General features: G+C 62.1%; 17 protein-coding genes. 8 read left to right on the top strand and 9 right to left on the bottom strand.

Annotated elements, in window-relative coordinates; all coding sequences use genetic code 11:
• From AOT96_RS05515 to AOT96_RS05500, 4 genes are all read left to right on the top strand, one after another.
• The gene (locus AOT96_RS05515; protein ID WP_003940027.1) at window positions 1-1,203 is read left to right on the top strand and encodes a lipid-transfer protein; all 1,203 of its coding nucleotides are present in this window, start codon (window positions 1-3) and stop codon (window positions 1,201-1,203) included.
• The gene (locus tag AOT96_RS05510; RefSeq protein WP_007732676.1) at window positions 1,203-2,072 is read left to right on the top strand and encodes a MaoC/PaaZ C-terminal domain-containing protein; all 870 of its coding nucleotides are present in this window, start codon (window positions 1,203-1,205) and stop codon (window positions 2,070-2,072) included. Before AOT96_RS05515 ends, AOT96_RS05510 begins: the two co-directional genes overlap by 1 nt.
• Window positions 2,072-2,722 (top strand): PaaI family thioesterase, encoded by a 651-nt coding sequence (locus AOT96_RS05505; RefSeq protein ID WP_065351414.1) that lies wholly within the window; start codon window positions 2,072-2,074, stop codon window positions 2,720-2,722. Before AOT96_RS05510 ends, AOT96_RS05505 begins: the two co-directional genes overlap by 1 nt.
• 78 nt (window positions 2,723-2,800) lie before the next feature.
• Window positions 2,801-3,589, top strand: coding sequence for an SDR family NAD(P)-dependent oxidoreductase (locus AOT96_RS05500; protein ID WP_007732675.1), 789 nt, complete (start codon window positions 2,801-2,803; stop codon window positions 3,587-3,589).
• 31 nt (window positions 3,590-3,620) lie between these two features.
• Here the strand turns inward: AOT96_RS05500 and AOT96_RS05495 are convergent, their stop codons facing one another.
• Window positions 3,621-4,445, bottom strand: coding sequence for a mycofactocin-coupled SDR family oxidoreductase (locus AOT96_RS05495; protein ID WP_003940537.1), 825 nt, complete (start codon window positions 4,443-4,445; stop codon window positions 3,621-3,623).
• A 135-nt stretch (window positions 4,446-4,580) separates the two neighbouring features.
• Between AOT96_RS05495 and AOT96_RS35645 the strand changes: the two genes are divergently transcribed.
• Entirely contained in the window at window positions 4,581-4,736 is a 156-nt protein-coding gene (locus tag AOT96_RS35645) for a hypothetical protein (RefSeq protein WP_003940615.1), read from the top strand.
• Between the two features lie 40 nt (window positions 4,737-4,776).
• On the opposite strand, the gene AOT96_RS05490 is transcribed toward AOT96_RS35645, so the two are convergent.
• The 5 genes from AOT96_RS05490 to AOT96_RS05470 form a co-directional block, all read right to left on the bottom strand.
• Window positions 4,777-6,273: a DUF222 domain-containing protein gene (locus AOT96_RS05490; RefSeq protein ID WP_065351413.1), complete on the bottom strand. Its 1,497-nt coding sequence runs from the start codon at window positions 6,271-6,273 to the stop codon at window positions 4,777-4,779.
• Between the two features lie 76 nt (window positions 6,274-6,349).
• Window positions 6,350-6,865 (bottom strand): nuclear transport factor 2 family protein, encoded by a 516-nt coding sequence (locus tag AOT96_RS05485; RefSeq protein WP_065351412.1) that lies wholly within the window; start codon window positions 6,863-6,865, stop codon window positions 6,350-6,352.
• A gap of 1 nt (window position 6,866) precedes the next feature.
• Window positions 6,867-7,763, bottom strand: coding sequence for a TIGR03619 family F420-dependent LLM class oxidoreductase (locus AOT96_RS05480; RefSeq protein ID WP_054187457.1), 897 nt, complete (start codon window positions 7,761-7,763; stop codon window positions 6,867-6,869).
• Window positions 7,764-7,776: 13 nt separating this feature from the next.
• A complete protein-coding gene (locus tag AOT96_RS05475; protein ID WP_030536992.1) occupies window positions 7,777-8,247 on the bottom strand; it encodes a nuclear transport factor 2 family protein in 471 nt (156 codons plus the stop codon).
• Window positions 8,244-9,905, bottom strand: a complete 1,662-nt coding sequence (locus AOT96_RS05470; RefSeq protein WP_007732670.1) for a class I adenylate-forming enzyme family protein — start codon at window positions 9,903-9,905, stop codon at window positions 8,244-8,246. Before AOT96_RS05470 ends, AOT96_RS05475 begins: the two co-directional genes overlap by 4 nt.
• Before the next feature lie 254 nt (window positions 9,906-10,159).
• Here AOT96_RS05470 and AOT96_RS05465 point away from each other — a divergent pair, with 254 nt between their 5' ends.
• From AOT96_RS05465 to AOT96_RS05455, 3 genes are read left to right on the top strand one after another with little or no spacing between them, the layout of a single operon-like run.
• Window positions 10,160-11,791, top strand: a complete 1,632-nt coding sequence (locus AOT96_RS05465; RefSeq protein WP_371684398.1) for an AMP-binding protein — start codon at window positions 10,160-10,162, stop codon at window positions 11,789-11,791.
• The gene (locus AOT96_RS05460) at window positions 11,788-12,618 is read left to right on the top strand and encodes an SDR family NAD(P)-dependent oxidoreductase (RefSeq protein ID WP_065351411.1); all 831 of its coding nucleotides are present in this window, start codon (window positions 11,788-11,790) and stop codon (window positions 12,616-12,618) included. The genes AOT96_RS05465 and AOT96_RS05460 overlap by 4 nt, the downstream gene beginning before the upstream one ends.
• Window positions 12,615-13,496 (top strand): LLM class F420-dependent oxidoreductase, encoded by an 882-nt coding sequence (locus AOT96_RS05455; protein WP_065351410.1) that lies wholly within the window; start codon window positions 12,615-12,617, stop codon window positions 13,494-13,496. The genes AOT96_RS05460 and AOT96_RS05455 overlap by 4 nt, the downstream gene beginning before the upstream one ends.
• Window positions 13,497-13,561: 65 nt before the next feature.
• Here AOT96_RS05455 and AOT96_RS05450 read toward each other — a convergent pair whose 3' ends face one another.
• From AOT96_RS05450 to AOT96_RS05440, 3 genes are all read right to left on the bottom strand, one after another.
• Entirely contained in the window at window positions 13,562-14,683 is a 1,122-nt protein-coding gene (locus tag AOT96_RS05450; RefSeq protein ID WP_082845730.1) for a tyrosine-protein phosphatase, read from the bottom strand.
• A 250-nt stretch (window positions 14,684-14,933) separates the two neighbouring features.
• On the bottom strand, window positions 14,934-15,497 hold the full coding sequence (locus AOT96_RS05445) for a GtrA family protein (protein WP_003939753.1): 564 nt from the start codon (window positions 15,495-15,497) through the stop codon (window positions 14,934-14,936).
• Between the two features lie 65 nt (window positions 15,498-15,562).
• Window positions 15,563-16,768 carry an enhanced intracellular survival protein Eis gene (locus AOT96_RS05440; RefSeq protein ID WP_064687715.1) on the bottom strand — a complete coding sequence of 402 codons (1,206 nt, stop codon included), beginning with the start codon at window positions 16,766-16,768 and terminating at the stop codon, window positions 15,563-15,565.
• Between the last annotated feature and the right edge of the window lie 48 nt (window positions 16,769-16,816).

Genomic DNA, 16,816 nt, shown 5'->3' with positions numbered 1-16,816 from the left:
ATGAGCAATCGCACCTTCGTCATCGGCGTCGGCATGACCAAGTTCGAGAAGATCGAGACCCGCGACTGGGAATACCCGGACATGGTGACCGAAGCCGTCTCGAATGCCCTGACCGATGCCGGGATCGGCTACGGCCAGATTCAGCGTGCTGCGGTCGGTTACGTGTTCAACGCGTCGACAGCAGGACAGCGAGCTCTCTACGAGACCGGTCTGACCGGCATTCCGATCTTCAACGTCAACAACAACTGCGCGACCGGCTCGACGGCGCTGATGATGGCGCGCGAGTGGGTCCAGGCCGGACAAGCCGAGTGCGCCTTGGCCGTCGGCTTCGAGAAGATGACCAAAACGGCGTTGACCGGTAACGGTGAGATGCCCAAGGTCACGACCTTGGACTCTCAGCTGAAGATCATGGTCGAGGATTACGGGTTCGCCCGATCGCCGATGACAGCTCAGCTGTTCGGTAACGCTGCCGTCGAGCACATGAAGAAGTACGGCACCACGGTCGAGCAGATCGCAGCGGTGGCGGTCAAGAATCACAAGCATTCGGTGAACAATCCGTACGCACAGTTCCGTGACGAGTACACCCTCGAACAGGTACTCGGCGACAAGATGATTCACGAGCCGCTGACACGTTCGCAGTGCTCGCCGACCTCGGACGGCGCCGGAGCCGCGATCGTCGTGAGCGAGAAGTTCGTGCGTGAGCACGGCCTCGAAGACCGGGCGATCGAAATCGTCGCACAGGCGTTGACCACTGACACCGAGGCAGCGTTCGCCGAGAAGTCGATGATCGACGTGGTCGGCGCGCCGATGACGGCAGCTGCGGCAGAGCAGGTCTTCGCGCAGGCCGGGATCACCATCGATGACGTCGACGTCATCGAACTGCACGACTGCTTCGCGATCAACGAGATCATCACCTACGAGGGCCTGGGGATGTGCGCGGTCGGAGAAGGCGGAAAGCTCGTCGAATCCGGCGCGACCACGTACGGCGGCCAGTGGGTCGTCAACCCGTCGGGTGGTTTGATCTCGAAGGGACACCCGCTGGGCGCGACGGGCTTGGCGCAGTGCGCCGAACTCACGTGGCAGCTCCGGGGGACCGCGGATGCGCGGCAGGTCGAAGGCGCTCGTATTGGCTTGCAACACAACCTCGGACTGGGCGGCGCGTGCGTCGTGACGGTCTACCGAGCCGGAACTTTGGAGAACTGATGGCTATCGATCTCGAGGTGGCGTTGGCCGCCGAACCGACTGTGCGCGAGGCGTCGTGGACCGATCGCGACGTCATGCTCTACCAATTGGGACTCGGGGCAGGGGTGAATGCTCTCGATCCCGCTGAACTGACCTGGGTGTACGAAAAGGGGCTGAAGGTACTCCCGACGTTTGCAATGGTTGCAGGCCAGGGAGTTTCGGCGGGTGTACTGCCCGCACCGTCGATGAGTATGCCGGGAATCGACATCGATCTGCGAAAGATCCTGCACGGTGGGCAGTCGCTGGCACTTCACGCGCCCATCCCGTCGACGGGTGCTGCCCGTATTTCCTCTCGGGTCGCCGATGTCTGGGACAAGGGAAAGGCAGCTGTGATCGTTCTCGAGACGGCGGCCGAGGACCTGGACGGGAATCCGTTATGGACCACCGGAATGCAGATCTGGGCGCGCGGCGAAGGTGGATTCGGCGGCAACACCGGGCCCGAAGTTGTTGCCGGGGTGCCTGATCGAGCGCCCGACAAGGTACTGACGTCGAGCACGAGTCCCTCACAGGCGCTGGTGTACCGACTCAGTGGAGACATGAACCCGCTGCACGCTGATCCCTCCTTCGCGAAGATGGCGGGCTTCGATGCACCGATTCTGCACGGCCTCGCGTCGTACGGCATCGTCTGCAAGGCCGTGGTAGACGGGATTCTCGACGGAGATCCGACGCGGGTAAAGAACTACTCGGTGCGGTTTGCCGGTTCGCTCTTCCCCGGCGAATCCATCACCACCTCGGTATGGCAGGACGGCAACACACTGACGTTGGCGGCGACGTGCCCCGAACGCGAGAACTCCCCGGTTCTCACGCACGCAACAATGGAGATCAACTGATGGACCTCGGTTCGCACCCCACAGCAGCGACACATCCGGGCGGCACGATTCTGACGTCGCCGCCGCAGGACGCCCCGGTCGACCGGGCCACGGCAGCAGCGCGTCGCGTTGTCGACGCGATGCTGCGCACCGACCGCGGAAACGCCAATTTGGACCGGGTTGCGGAGGAGCTCAACAGCATTGCAGAGCATCTCGAACAGCACTCACCCGAGGTGGCCGAGCGGTTGATCGACATGTGGAACGGTGAGGGCGTGACTCGTCACGACCCCGTGACCGGCCCCGAGAACGCCATTGCGCCGCCGCTCGTTCTGGAAGGGCTCGCTGACGGGTCGGTGCAGGGAGTGGTCACGTTGACGCTGCCGTACCAGGGCCCTCCCGGCCATGTGCACGGCGGTGTTTCGGCGCTGCTGCTCGATCACGTTCTCGGCGTCGCGAACGCCTGGGGTGGAAATTCCGGCATGACAGCACAATTGAGCACTCGGTACCATCGCCCGACTCCGCTGTTCGAGCCCCTCACGATCAGCGGCAAATTCCTGTCCAAGGACGGCCGCAAGATTCACACCGTCGGTGAGATCAAAACTGCGGACGGCGAATTGTGTGTGTCGGTAGAGGGACTGTTCATCGACAAGACCGTGCCGCGCCCCAGGTAGGGGCTTCGCCCCCGTGCGCCTTTTTGGTAGTGGGAACTACCAAAAAGGCGCACAGGGGTTCTGACGAAGGAGGGCCCAGTGGGCAAGCTCGACGGACGTGTAGCAGTGGTCACCGGTGCCGGTATGGGCATCGGGCGTGGAGTGGCGGGCGCGTTCGCGCGTGAAGGCGCGTCGGTGTTGGTTGCCGAGATCGACGAGGCAGCGGGCCTCGAAACCACCCAGTGGTTGCGGGACGAATGGGGCGCGGAGGCGGAATTCGTCCGGACCGACGTCACTGACAAAGCTCAGGTTGTTGCCATGGTCGACAAGTCCGTCGAGCGGTTCGGACGCCTCGACATCCTGGTCAACAATGCTTGGCGGACTTTCGGTTTCGCTCGGCTCGAGAAGATGACCGACGAGCAATTGCGCGGCGGTTTCGACATGGCAGTGATGGCGGCATTCTGGGCGATGCAGGCTGCCCTGCCGGAACTGGAGCGTCACGGCACGGGCCGCGTGATCAACATGTGCAGCCTCAACGGCGTGAATGCTCACATGTACTCGGTGCAGTACAACGCGGCGAAGGAAGCATTGCGAACCCTGACTCGCACTGCTGCCCGCGAGTGGGCTCCCAAGCAGGTGAACTGCAACGTCATCTGTCCCGGTGCGCAGAGTGCGGCGTACAAGCGTGTCGCCGAAGCCAATCCGGAGAACGTGGCAGTGATGGCCGCACAGAACCCGATGGGGCGGATCGGCGATCCCCTCGACGACATCGGCCCCGTTGCGGCCTTCCTGGCAAGTGACGACAGCCGTTACGTCACCGGCAACACCCTCTTCGTCGACGGTGGTGGGCACATCAACGGCGTGCAGTGGGCGCCGACCGTCGACTGATCGACGGCGACTCGGCCGGTGTATCCGGCATCTATTTGGCCGTGAACCCGGCGTCGACCGGCAACGCGATACCTGTGACGTATCGAGCCTGATCCGAAACCAGCCAGGCTATCGCGTTGCTGACGTCGGCAGCTTCGATCAACTCGACGTTCAAGAGGTTGCCCACGTCGGCTCCGCTCGATGTCGGGGAGTCCGCAAACAGCTTCGCGACCGCGTCGTTGACGACCATCGGTGTATTCGCGCCAGTCGGGTGCACGGAGTTGACACGAATATTGTGGGGAGCAAGCCAGTGCGACCACGTGCGCCCAAGCCCCACGATGGCGTGTTTACTCGCGCAGTAGCCGTCGGATCCGCCGGTGCCGTCACCTCCACGACCGACAAGTCCCAGAGTTGATCCGGTAAGTACTATTGCGCCACCTGTACCTTGTTCGATCATCGCGGGCGCTGCGGCCTGGACGGTATTCCAGACGCCGAATAGATTGACCTCCATCTGGTCGCGGAAGGCGCGAGCATCGTCGATATCCGGGGACATCATGCCGATACCGGCGTTGGCCAGGACGATGTCGACGCTGCCCAGCTCCGCAATTCCTTCGGATACCGCAGTTCGCAGTGCGGACAGATCGCGAACATCCACTTCTCGCGCGACGATACTTCGTCCCAGGTTCTCGACCGCTGCTGTTGTCTGCCGCAAATCGTCGGCGGTTCCCATCGGGTAGGCCACCGATTCGATCTGACGGCAGATGTCGAGCGCAATGATGTTCGCGCCCTCCTGCGCCAATCGCACGGCGTGGCTCCTGCCCTGACCTCGGGCGGCCCCGGTGATCAGTGCGGTTTTGCCTTCCAACTGTCCGGGCATGCGTGCTCCGTCCGTCGTGAATCATGATTACTCGGTCATGAGTACTGACCCGAGGGGACGGCGAAATTCGTCGCCGGCGACGTAGTCTGAGTTCAGTTACAGCGGGAACTCGCTTCGGAAGAGAAGAGGCTCGGGATGTCCGATTGGGTGAAGAAGGTCGAAGCTGAAGCCAAAGGGCTCCTCGCCGAGGCGGAAGAAGAGCTGACCGTCCTCGAAGGTGTCGACACCATAGATCCGCTTGCCGACGACGATCCGGCACCAGAAGACGGCACCAAGCCGACGTCAGACTGACCCTGCGACCCGTCGGCGCGCCTCGACACCGCTCGGTATCTCAGAACGGTGGCGGGTCGTCCCCGTAGTCGATGGGTTCTCGGCGGGCTCGCGGTGATTTCCGCCGCTTATATTGAACGTGCTCCTCTGCTCGTTTCTGTATCCGTCGGCGCTGGCGATTGCGTTCACTCTGGATACGGGCAGCTTTGTTCTCCGCCTGGGTCCGCCGATTTCGACCGCCCTGGGGCGGTGTCGGTTCGTGCGATCCAGCCATCAATCCTGCGGGTCGCGTTCGGTAACAATGCCCGGTCGGAGACGTCAGCGACATGGTCCGATCCTCGTTCGACGTGAACCGCCACCGGTCGGAATGCTTGAGGCGATGATGGTTGCGGCAGAACGCACTCATATTCGACGCGATCGTTTTACCGCCGCGTTCGGGGTCGCCATGATGGAACGGTTCATTGTGGTCCAGATCGGAATTCCAGGCCGGGACATCACAATGCAGCCATTGGCAGCTGCCCGCGATGATCCGTAACCAGGTATCGAGAACGGCGCCCGGTCGGTAGACGCGCGCCGAAGCAGACACCGGCTCTACGACGTCATCAGCAGGTGCTCGGACGTTTCGAATTGCGGCGTCACGGGCGATATCGCGAGCATGCTCAGCGCTGATCACCCCGTACCCGTCGAGGTGGGCGGGCTCGCCGCCACCGTGCAGAGTGGAATCAGTCATCACGACGTGAACCACGGGCCGACGAACGACAACACCACCGCTACGATCCTGCGGGCAATCAGCTCGGCCACAGTTGCACGGCAAGAATTGTGATCCGTTGGTCAACTCGAAGAGCGCGTCGGCTCGTCGCTGCTCGTACGTTCGTGAGTCGTTTCGGCATACCGACACTGCCAACTCGCGTAGTCGGCCGTCGAATGCCCGAGCCTGCTCTGCCGGAACGCTTCCCAAGATCTTTGCCATCCCGTCCTCGGCAGCGCTGACTCCGACGAACCGATCGGTGAGAGCACGGCGTCGGCGTTCTCGCATACCTTCCGGGTCCACCATCGCCACGATCCGATCGATCGCCGCTGTCAGTCGTCTTCCCGTCAAGCCCGTTCCGCCTGCTACTGGTGGGGCGAGAACCTGCTCGAGCAGTAGTCGTTCCACCTCGTCGATCAATTCGTCTTTCACGTTCGCGGTCGCGGAATCGATCAAACCAACTCGGTACAGATCCAACTCGCCACGCGCCATCGCCGCTCGAGTGCGATGCAGACGAGTCTTTAACGAGAACCCCAATCCGATCAGCTTGCCGGCAGCCGCGCGACCCATCGTCAGTGACGCACCGACTTCCGACTCCGCCAACTCGTGTGCGGTCGACGACCACGCACCACTGGCGACATGCTCCGAGCTTCGCCGCGAAAAGAACTCGGCAATCACAGCGAGCTTGCGTTCGACCAGCATCGCCTCGCATGCATGCAGATCGGTCATGAGATCAACCAGCGCACAATCAGTTTCGGTACCGGTCAGCTGTGCTGAGATACCGAAGAGCTCTGTCGTGGGGTTGACCATGCATCGATCTTATTCGAATATGCGTTCGAATGGCGTCGAATTCTTGAATCAGTCGGAATAGTCGGTTTCCTGAATTTCAGTGCATCTCAAGGGTTAGTCGTAATGCTGTCAGCGGATCCGAGGCATCTCGACGCCCACGCGGACCAGGCCCTTCGGGGTTGACGAAGCGGCCCTCGTCCGAGCGAGTCCACTCGCGTACGGCCCATCTCTCCTTGATCGCCCAACGGCCGTCGCGCCGCTCCATGTGGTCGATGAACCGCGCACCACTGGTGAAGTTGATCATTCCGATGTCTTCGGGCCCGCCCCAGTGTGTGGACATCGAATAGGCCTCGCTGATCGCGTGGGCGCCGTGCAGTTCGACCAGGTGGTTGCCGATGTGGTGCATCGTGCCGCCGATCGCGGAGAGTTTTGTTGTGGCCCAGGCGATGTACTCGTCGATGGTGCCGTCGAATCCGGTGTGATGGTCGATCGCGTCCGGGTGGTAGGCGCTGCGGACGAGATCGAAGTCGAGGCGATCGATGCCGCGGCAGTACGTCAGAACCACCTCACGAATTGCCTGCTTGTCGATGAGATCCTGCAGTGCCCGGTCCATGTCATGCCTCCTTGATGCTGGTCATCCAGTCGAGTAGTTCTGGTAGTTCTTCGGCAGCGCAATCGAATACGGCAGGTCGAAAAACGACGACGGACGCGCCGCGGGCGAACCAGTCCCGGGTCTTGTCTGCGGTTGCCGAGAGGTCGACGGACCCGTTGTCGCGTCGAACCGGCGCCGCAGACACTTGCACGCGCGCCGACTCCGGGTCACGTTGGTGGGCTTCGAACGTGTTGCACAACAGTGCAACACTGTCGGTGAACGTTCCCAGATCGGTCGGGTTCACGGTCCAGCCGTCGGCGACGCGTGCGATGCGGTCGAAGTTCCGCCGGCTTGGTCCGAAACCGAAGAGCACTGGTATTCGGGATTGGATCGGCAGCGGGAGGCTGTGGTAATTCTCGAAAGCGAAGTCGCGTCCCTTGAAGGTGGCCGGTGCATTGGTCCACAGTTCGCGGCAGGCTGCGACGGTCTCTTCCATGCGCCCGAATCGCGCGTCGAAAGGCATGTTGGTGGCGGTGTATTCGGCTTCTTGCCATCCAACGCCGAAACCCATGACGGTTCGACCTTCGGACAATGAGTCGAGAGTGGCAACCTGTTTGGCGAGCAGAGCGGCTGGGCGAACAGTGGCGATCAGAACCGATACTCCGAGGCGAGCGCGTTCGGTCACTGCGGCGATCGAGGAAAGAAGTGAAATCGGTTCGTACCAAGGGTGATCCAACGGGAACAAGAAGTTGTGTTCGGCTGCCCGCTGAGCGTGAGCGTCGGCATTGAACCCGAGATGATCGCCGGTGCAGATCAGATCGATCCCGGCACGGTCAGCACGCGCGGCGAAGTCCAGAACCGGGCGAATCTTGCCGTCGAACAGGGCCTCGAGGCCCAAGATGTTGACGCCGATTTCCACAGTCGTCGTTCCTCTACAGTGCCCGCTTGGCATGCGCGGACATCTCGCCCATGTTGTCCAGACAGAAGAGTCTCGAGCTGAACTGCCACGACCCGTCGACGCAGGTGAAGCGATCGAAGTAGCGCCCCGCCAGAATGGGTTGCAGGGCAAGATCTTCGGTACCTTGGATGACCGTGACGTACGAGAGTGCCGTCGCTGATTCACCGTCGACTGCGATTCGCGTGTTGGTCAGCAGATGTTTGGTTCGTGGAACCGGCGGATCACCGTACATTCGAATGAAGCCGCTGCAGGCTGCGAACACTGCGTCGGCGTCGGACGAAATGAGCGTGGTGGCAACCCCGTCCGGCCCGCACTGCCCGTAGTCGGACGAAGCGAACAATGCAGCGACTTCACGCAATCGGCCCTGATCGATCAGATGCGTGTACTCGCAGAGCAGGTCACGGATCGCCGACTCGGCGACGATCCGTGACAGCTCCGCGGTCATACGGTGATCTCGCGCCGAACCATCTTGCCGGTTGCATTGCGAGGCAGCAGATCGCTGGTGATGCGCCACTTCGACGGCACCTTGAAATAGGACAGTCGCTCGGCAGCGTAATCACGCAGCTCCGCCTCCGTTGTGGCGGCTCCGGGACGCAGGACAACCACGGCGGACACTTCCTGGCCGAGGTCGGGGTGCGGCATGCCGATGACAGCGCACTCGATCACGTCGGGGTGTTCGTCGAGCGTCTGCTCGATCTCGGTGGGGTAGACGTTCTCGCCGCCACGCAGGATCAGGTCGGAACGACGACCGGTGAGACGGAGACGCCCGTTTTCGATTACGCCGAAATCGCCGGTGCGGAGCCAGCGTCCGGGGGCAATTGCCGACTCGGTCGCCTCGTCGTTCTCCCAGTATCCGAGCATGACGAAGGGGCTGCGTACGCACACTTCACCTTCGATGCCGTCCGGCAGCCATTCGCCGAAGGGATCGCGAATCTCCATCGAGACGGTGATGATCGGACGCCCGAGAGTGCCTGGGAACTCTTCGAGTTCGGCGCCGACGGCGACCGCAATGGCGGTGCTGCATTCGGTGAGGCCGTAGCTGTCGACCAGAGCATTGCGTGCGAACGGCACCTGCTCCTTGAGGCGTTCCTTGAACGCGGGCGACGACGGCGCGGATGCCAGCGAGAATGCAGTCAGCGAAGAGACGTCGTACTTGGCGATGTTGCCGTGCTCGAGTAGCCGCGATGCCATCGTGGGGACAGCACCCCAGTTGGTGACACGCTCGCGTTCGACCAACCCGAGCACCTTGTCGACGTCGAAGCCGCCCTCGGTCAGGATGACGGCACTGCCCGTCGCGAGACGGGGAACCACCAGATTGTGAAGGCTGGCGATGTGGAAGAGCGGGGAGGTGAGTAGATAACGCAGTGGGCTCGGCTTGGAAGCGTCGTACTCACGGCCGGTGAATGCGGCGCCGATCGCGTCGCTGTACTTGTGGTAGTCGACGACGGCCATCACGTTGCGGTGCGAATGGAGTGCGCCCTTGGGGCGGCCGCTGGTACCACTGGTGAACAGGATGACGGCGGGGTCGTCCTCGTCGATGTCGGTGCTCGGCACGTCGGAGCCTGCATACTCCGCGATGAGCGCGGGCAGATCCTCTTCCATGGTGAGGACCGTGATGTCTGCCGGCAGTTCGGGGAGGGCGGCGCCGCGCTTGGCATCCACGACCAGAACCTTCGGACGTGAGAGTTCGATCCCGTGAGTGACCTCGCGCGGAACCCACCAACCGTTGAGACCGACTGCGATCGCGCCGAGCGCCTGCGTCGCGAAGAACGTCATGACCCATTCGGGAGTGTTGGCAGCGAGGATGCCCACACGGTCGCCCTTGCGGACTCCGTACTTGTCCCGCAGAGCAGTTGCCAGCGCGGCAACGGAATCGGCATGCTCGGTGAACGAGATTCGACGATCGCTGGTGACGAGATAGTCGCCGTCGCCCCAGGCGCGAGATGCCGAGATGAGTTCACCGATGGCGTGACCGCGGTTCTTCATCACAGGCATGACGGTGCCGAGAACCTCTTCTTCGACGATCTCGAATGGCCCACCTGGACCGGTGAGGCGTGAGACCGCCTGGTCCAGAAGCAACTGCGGATCTGCGGGGGCAGTCATGGAATGGCCTTTCGTATTGTGGCGCTTTTCACGTCACAAAATCTCACGAGAAAATCATATCTGTGGCGGCGGTTACCACTGAGCGAGACTGGGACGGTTCCGGCTCTGAGGCGTCGATACGTTCGAGTCGTATCGCAGTTGGAGTAATCGACATTCCGATATCGACTAGGACACAGGACACGATGACGAACACCGCCACCGAAGCATCTTCGAATGCAGCTCTTGCAGCTCCTCAGCGCGAGGACGTCGCGCAGATGTTGATCGACCGTCTCGGTGATCAGCACCTGGGCCTGCGGACGCGGACGCAGGACTGGAGCTGGGACGAGGTGGTGCGCGAGAGCGCAGCGCGCGGCTCGCTGGCGAAGTCGCTTCGCGCGCCCGGACCGTTTCACATCGGAGTACTTCTCGAGAACGATCCGGAGTTCCTGTTCTGGCTCGGCGGCGCGGCCCTGACCGGGGCCACGATCGTCGGCATCAATCCGACCAGGCGTGGAGCTGAACTCGAGGCTGAGGTCCGGTACGTCGACTGCCAGCTGATCGTCACCGACAAAGCAGGCTACGAGAAGCTTGCCGGCCTGGACCTCGGGCTGACCGAAGATCGTTTCGTCCTCGTCGACGACGCGTCGTACCCGGACAAGATTGCAGCACATCACGTCGAGTCGCCTCAGATCGACCTCGGTGTCGACGCGTCGACGCTGTTCTTGCTTCTCTTCACCTCGGGCACCACCGGAATGTCCAAGGCAGTGCGGTGCAGCCAGGGGCGTCTGACGCGGTTGGCCTACGCGAACTGCGCCAAGTACGACATCGACCGCGACGACGTCTGCTACTGCTGCATGCCGCTCTTCCACGGCAACGCGTTGATGGCTCTGTGGGCGCCGGCCCTTTCGCAGGGAGCTACGGTCTGCCTCGTTCGTAAGTTCACGGCCTCGGGATTCATGCCGGACGTTCGGTTCTACGGCGCAACGTATTTCACCTACGTCGGTAAGGCCTTGGGGTATCTCATGGCGACGCCGGAACTGCCCGACGACATCGAGAACACCCTCACCCACGGCTTCGGGACCGAGGCGTCGCCGGGGGACAAGGCAGAGTTCATCCGTCGTTTCGGTGCACAACTTTTCGAGGGATACGGTTCGAGTGAAGGTGCCGGTTCAGTAGTGCTCGATCCGAACCAACCTGCCGGAGCGCTGGGCCGTCCCGCGAGCGAGAACATCGTCATCGTCGATCCCGATACGCGCGAAGAGCGACCCCGCGCAATTCTCGACGAGCACGGTCACGTGCTGAACCCCGACGAATCCATCGGCGAGATGGTCGACAAGGCCGGATCGAAGAAGTTCGAGGGGTACTACAAGAACGAAGACGCGATCGCCGAGAAGATTCGCCACGGTTGGTACTGGACAGGCGATCTCGGCTACGTCGACGAGGCCGGCTTCATCTATTTCGCGGGACGCAAGGGCGACTGGATCCGCGTCGACGGTGAGAACACCTCGGCTTTGATGATCGAGCACATCCTGCGTCGGCACCCCAAAGTGATTGCCACGGGTGTCTTCGCGGTACCGGATCCGCGTTCGGGTGATCAGGTCATGGCTGCGATCGAGGTCGCCGATCTCGCCGATTTCGATCCGGTCGAGTTCGCCGACTACCTTGCCGCGCAGGCGGATCTGGGTACCAAGGCAGCGCCACGATTTGTTCGCGTTTCGACCGACCTGCCCGTCACGGGCTCCAACAAGGTACTCAAACGTGAACTTCAAGCCGATCGCTGGCGGACCGACGAACCAGTGTTCCACTGGGTGGGCCGAGGCACTCCCGAATACACGTTGATGACCGAAGCTGACGTGGTGAACCTGGAGAAGGAGTTCGAGACGCACGGCCGCACGCGGTTCCTGTGAGTGAAGTTGCGCTGGTGACCGGCGCTTCCCGGGGGATCGGCCGAGAGTGCGCGCTGGCATTCGCGCGCGCCGGATTCGACGTTGCAATCACTGCTCGCACCGTTCGTGAAGGAGAGGGGCGGGCAGCCCCGCGAACGAGGCAAGGCGAGCAAGTGATTCCGGTGCCCGGCAGCCTGGAGACGACGGTTGCCGAGATCGAGTCCTTCGGTGTGCGCGCATTGGCCGTTCCGATGAACCTGCTCGATCTGGCATCCGTCCGCGGCGCCGGTGAACGGGTGCTGGCCGAGTGGGGACGTGTCGACGTGCTGGTGAACAACGCCTATGCGCAGACTGTCGGAAACATGGACCGGGTGCTCGACATCGAGATCGACGACGCTCAGGCGATGGCGATCGGGAATTATCTGCACCAACTCGCTCTGGTCCAGGTGATACTCCCGTCGATGATCAAGAGCGGCAACGGCGTAGTGGTCAATCTGGCATCGGGCTCGGCGACCATGGATCCGCCTGCGCCTCCCGGCGAGGGTGGTTGGGGTCTGTCGTACGCCGCGTCGAAGGCGTCGTTCGGACGTATTGCCGGAGCGATCAACTCCGAGTACCGAGACGCCGGAATCAAAGCGTTCAACCTGAGTCCGGGATTTGTCATCACGGAATCAGGGAAAGTCCGTGGTGGCGCGGACGCAATCGTGGACGCCGGATTTGCGGCCACACCGGCATCCGTACCCGCTGCAGCGGCGGTGTGGCTTGCAACAGATCCCGATGCGGACCGGTACCTCGGTCGCGTCGTGGATGGTCCGAAATTGATGGCGACACTGGAGGAAACGGTATGAAGCTCGGCGTGGTCGTTCCGGTCGAACTGGGTCGAAGCGGAGACCCTGATTGGATTCTGCAATTCGCCCGTGCGGCCGAGTCGCTGGGTTTCGACGAGATCTCGGCAGTGGAGCACTCGGTGGTCATCGCCGACACCGAGAGCGAGTACCCCTATTCTCCGACCGGAAAATCGCATCTTCCCGATGACTGCGACATCCCGGATCCGCTCGAACTGCTTTCGTTCGTGGCGGGTGCCACAACCACTTTGGGCTTGTCCACTGGAGTTCTGGTGCTGCCCAATCACAATCCGGTAGTGCTCGCCAAACGATTGGCGACGCTCGATCGCATTTCCGGTGGGCGATTGCGCATCTGCCTCGGCCTGGGGTGGATGAAGGAAGAGATCGAGGCGTGCGGCGGTGACTTCGAGCGCCGCGGCAAGGTAGCCGATGAGGCCATCGCGGTGATGCGTTCACTCTGGGCGGGCAAGGAAGCAGTCGATTTCGACGGCGATTACTTCTCGTTCAAGGGTGCGTACAGCTGGCCGAAGCCGCACCGCGAATCCGGAGTTCCGCTCTACATCGGTGGACACAGTCTCGCTGCTGCTCGGCGAGCAGGCCGGTTGGGTGATGGTTTCCAGCCGCTGGGACTGGCCGGTGAAGATCTCGACAAGGCTGTAGCGGCGATGAAAGCGGCTGCGGTGAAGGCAGATCGAGATCCTGCCGACGTATCGCTGGTACTCGGTGCGACACTGCCCAGGCTCGACGAAGCGAAACTCGACTGGGCACGCGGGTTGGGAGCCGATCGAATCGTGTTGTCCGCGAGTCGTCGTGGCACGTCGCTGGAACTGATCATCGACGAAATGGCCGAATGCTCGAAGCGGCTGGGGCTGAGTAACTAGGAGTGCGGGCGTGACCGGCAGCCATCGGAGCGGCTGCCGGTCATTGCTGTCGGAACGTCGATCAGTTATTGCTTGGTCAGCAATTTGCTCCGGAGCTTTGCGATCGTGTCGGCGTCAAGTTTCAGCACGTCCTGCGAAAACTTCTCCCACCCACCGAACTGGTCGCGAATCTTGTCGAGTACTGGCTGAATCTGGCTGGGACGCTGCTCCATCAACGGTTTCAACAGATCGACATCGATTCCTTTCGAAGACAGAAACGTGTAGGTCTGTTCGTTCTTGGCTTTGTTGTAGGTGTTCGACAGGACGAAGTCGTCGACGATGGTCTTGTCAGGAACACCCAGAATACCGAGAAGTAGAGCTGTCATCAGTCCAGTGCGGTCTTTGCCTGCCGTGCAGTGGTAAGCGACTGCGGACTCGGAATCGGCGATGGTCCGTAGGGCTTGGGAATACCCAGTCATTCCGTCAGGCTTGGACAGTTGGTCGACGGCGCCGGTGTCGCTGATCCGGACGGCTTCACCGCCCCCGAGCACCTGCTCCACGATTGCAGGGTCACCAGATTTCAGGGCACTCGTAATCGCTGTGGCAAGAGCCTGAGTGCCGGCATCCAGGACTGCCGTGTTGACCACTTTCACGTTCGCGGGAACCTTGTCTGCTCCGTCCTTTGCGATCTCGCTGTCACCTCGGAAATCGACAACGGTCCGGATGCCTGCGTTCTCGATCGTTTGTTGATCGTCAGCAGTCAGATCGCTCAAGCGGTCGCCACGAAAAACCAGGCCCCACTTGACTGATCGGCCGTCGGCTGTCTCGTATCCGCCGACATCACGCACGTTGGCTGCGCCCTGCAGCGTCACGTGGCGGGTTGACGCGATGGTGGAAGTGCCGTCCTCGTCTATGACCTCGAAGTACCAGCGTGACAGTGGGTCGAGGCCGTCGACCTCAGTGGAGAAGCCGTCGACCGTGCCAATTTCCTTTCCTTCTGCGGCTGGGTTTTTCGGGTCGGTGGCGGCGAATACACGCACCTTTTCCGAGCCGCCGTGTTCCCAGACCAGTGAGTAGTGTCCGGCGGACGCTGATGTCACGTCGAGGTCGGTCGGCGTTTTCGCCGACTCGGCCTTGCTGCATGCGCCGAGTACGAGCATGAGTCCTGCCGCCGACAGCGCAAGAACTCGAGTTTTGCAAGTAGCCATGGGTCCTCCGAATCCAATTGGAAATCGGAGGCTACGCACCAGTGATCACTGTGTCGTGACCGTGTCGTGCAGAGCGGGAAAACTGCAGGCTGGAGTGCTTGTCGCCGATGATGATCAGGGATGGGCCAGCCCGTTCAGGAGCATCGCGCCGACAAAGATGGCACTGCTTGCGCGGGCGCTGCAGGACGGGTTGATCGCAATCGACGAACTCTGATCGAAGCGCGAGCGATCGGGTGCGTCGATCCGGGAGTCAGTCGAGGGCGGTGGCGTCGGTTGTCGGCGTCTTGGTGCCGGGAGTCGCTTCGATGTCGAGAACGACCTGGCTGTCGGTGGCTTCTTCGGGGAAGACGTACCGACGCATGGCCCACCAGCGGAAGGCCGTCGCCAGCAGGGTCCCAATGATCGATCCGCTGATGAAGTCCGCGAAGTTTTCCATCAACACCGACACCTCGGGTTGACGCAGATGGAACACGTACCTGGAGGTCCAGAGTGGTACCTGGTTGATGGCCAAACCGATACCCGCGACGATGAAGAACAGAGCGGCCTCGTGATGGCGCTGTCGACCACCGCGCTGAGCAAACGACCATTCGCGGTTGAGGACGTAGGACAGAACCGTCGCGATCAGGACCGCAAGGATGTTGGCCGTCACCGGGTGCTGAGGCAGAACCGTCCACTTGATGCCGAAGAACAGCACCGTGGTGACGATGAAGGCGATGCCGCCGACCACCAGGAACTTGAGCATTTCTGCGTGCGGCAGGACGCGCACGAGAACCCGCTCAGGAAGCCTATTGACCATCTTTTCGACAAACGCCATTGTTCGAGGCTAACCCTGAATACGACCGAGGGCACAAATCGTCGATGCCCGTGTCGGCAAGATCATCAGAATCCGTACCCGAGAATTGCGGGCTTCTGCGCGTTGAAAGCGAAGTCGAAATTCAGGATCTCCTGCGGATCGGACGCGTGGAGTCGGTGCGCCGCCGCGAAGGTCTTGGCCTGGTGCTCGCCCAAGTACAAGCTGCTCAGGACATCAGAGGGCATCGTGATCGCAGGCACCGCGTCAGTGGCCGTACAGGTGGCCTTGCCGCCCTTGACCTGAAGTGCGAAGGTTCCGCCGGCCTTCAGGAACGGATCTTCGACCTTGATGACTGTGTCCAGGTCAGCAGCATATTCACGAGCCTCGAGAGCCGCGGGAACGTCCATGATGCGCAGCCACAGTCGATCGGAGCGCGTCGTCGTCCGGGCAAGGCGGTAGTCCGTGAGCATCAGCCGGAGTGGATCGGCAGGATGCTGGCGTGTCTCGATCCGGGTGACGAGGTCGAGGCCGCAGATCGTGCGCCACAGCGCCGCGTGCGCATCTTCGGTGATCGTCACGAACTCGTCGATCCGGGCGATGCTGTCGCGGCCCTCGCTCGTGTGCCGGTAAGCGATGTATCCGTCCGCGTGTGTCAGAAAGAACAGTCCGGAGGCGCCGTCACGATCCTCGGACGGGTCGGCGAACATATGGTCCCAGAGCGGTTGCGGACGGACCTGAGCGCCGGGTGTCTGCAGCCGCCAGCGGTCGTAGATCTCGGGAAGAAGCGTCGAGGCAGCTTTGATGTCGACGATGGACACGCCACCATTGTCGGGCACCTCGGGGCGGAATCGTGCGAAGCGGCGATCGAGGGTGATGCCTTCGCTGAAGGTGGCCGGGCCGTATCCGAAGCGGTTGTAGATGCCGGCCTCGCTGGCCGTCAGGGCGGCAAGCGGTGCTCCGGTCGACTCGATGTGGGCATGAAGCGCAGTGAACATCGAGCGTAGGACGCCACGACGACGGTGAGTCGGGGCGACGGATACCCAGGTGATTCCGCGCGTGGGGAGTTGGCGTCCGCCGGGCACGGTGAATTCCATGTCGATTTCAATGGCCACGCCGACGGGTAGGTCACCGTCGACGGCGAGGATGATGTCCTCGGGCTTGTAGAGCGCCTTCGTCAGTTCGCTGACCGCGGGAGACGGGTGAAAACCGAACCCCACCGAGTCGAGTAGTTGGAGAGCCGGCCAGTCACTCTCGGTAGCGGTGCGGATGGTGATCTTGTTTTCGGGGCTCACGTGTATCGACTCTGGCATAGATTGCGTGAAGACGCACATGAATATCGG

Origin of the sequence: Rhodococcus sp. 008 (genome assembly GCF_001682295.1) — a bacterium.
In the GTDB taxonomy this organism is placed as follows: domain Bacteria; phylum Actinomycetota; class Actinomycetes; order Mycobacteriales; family Mycobacteriaceae; genus Rhodococcus_F; species Rhodococcus_F qingshengii.
Note: the sequence above shows the minus strand (reverse complement) of the source record. Positions and strands in the feature narration are given on the sequence as shown.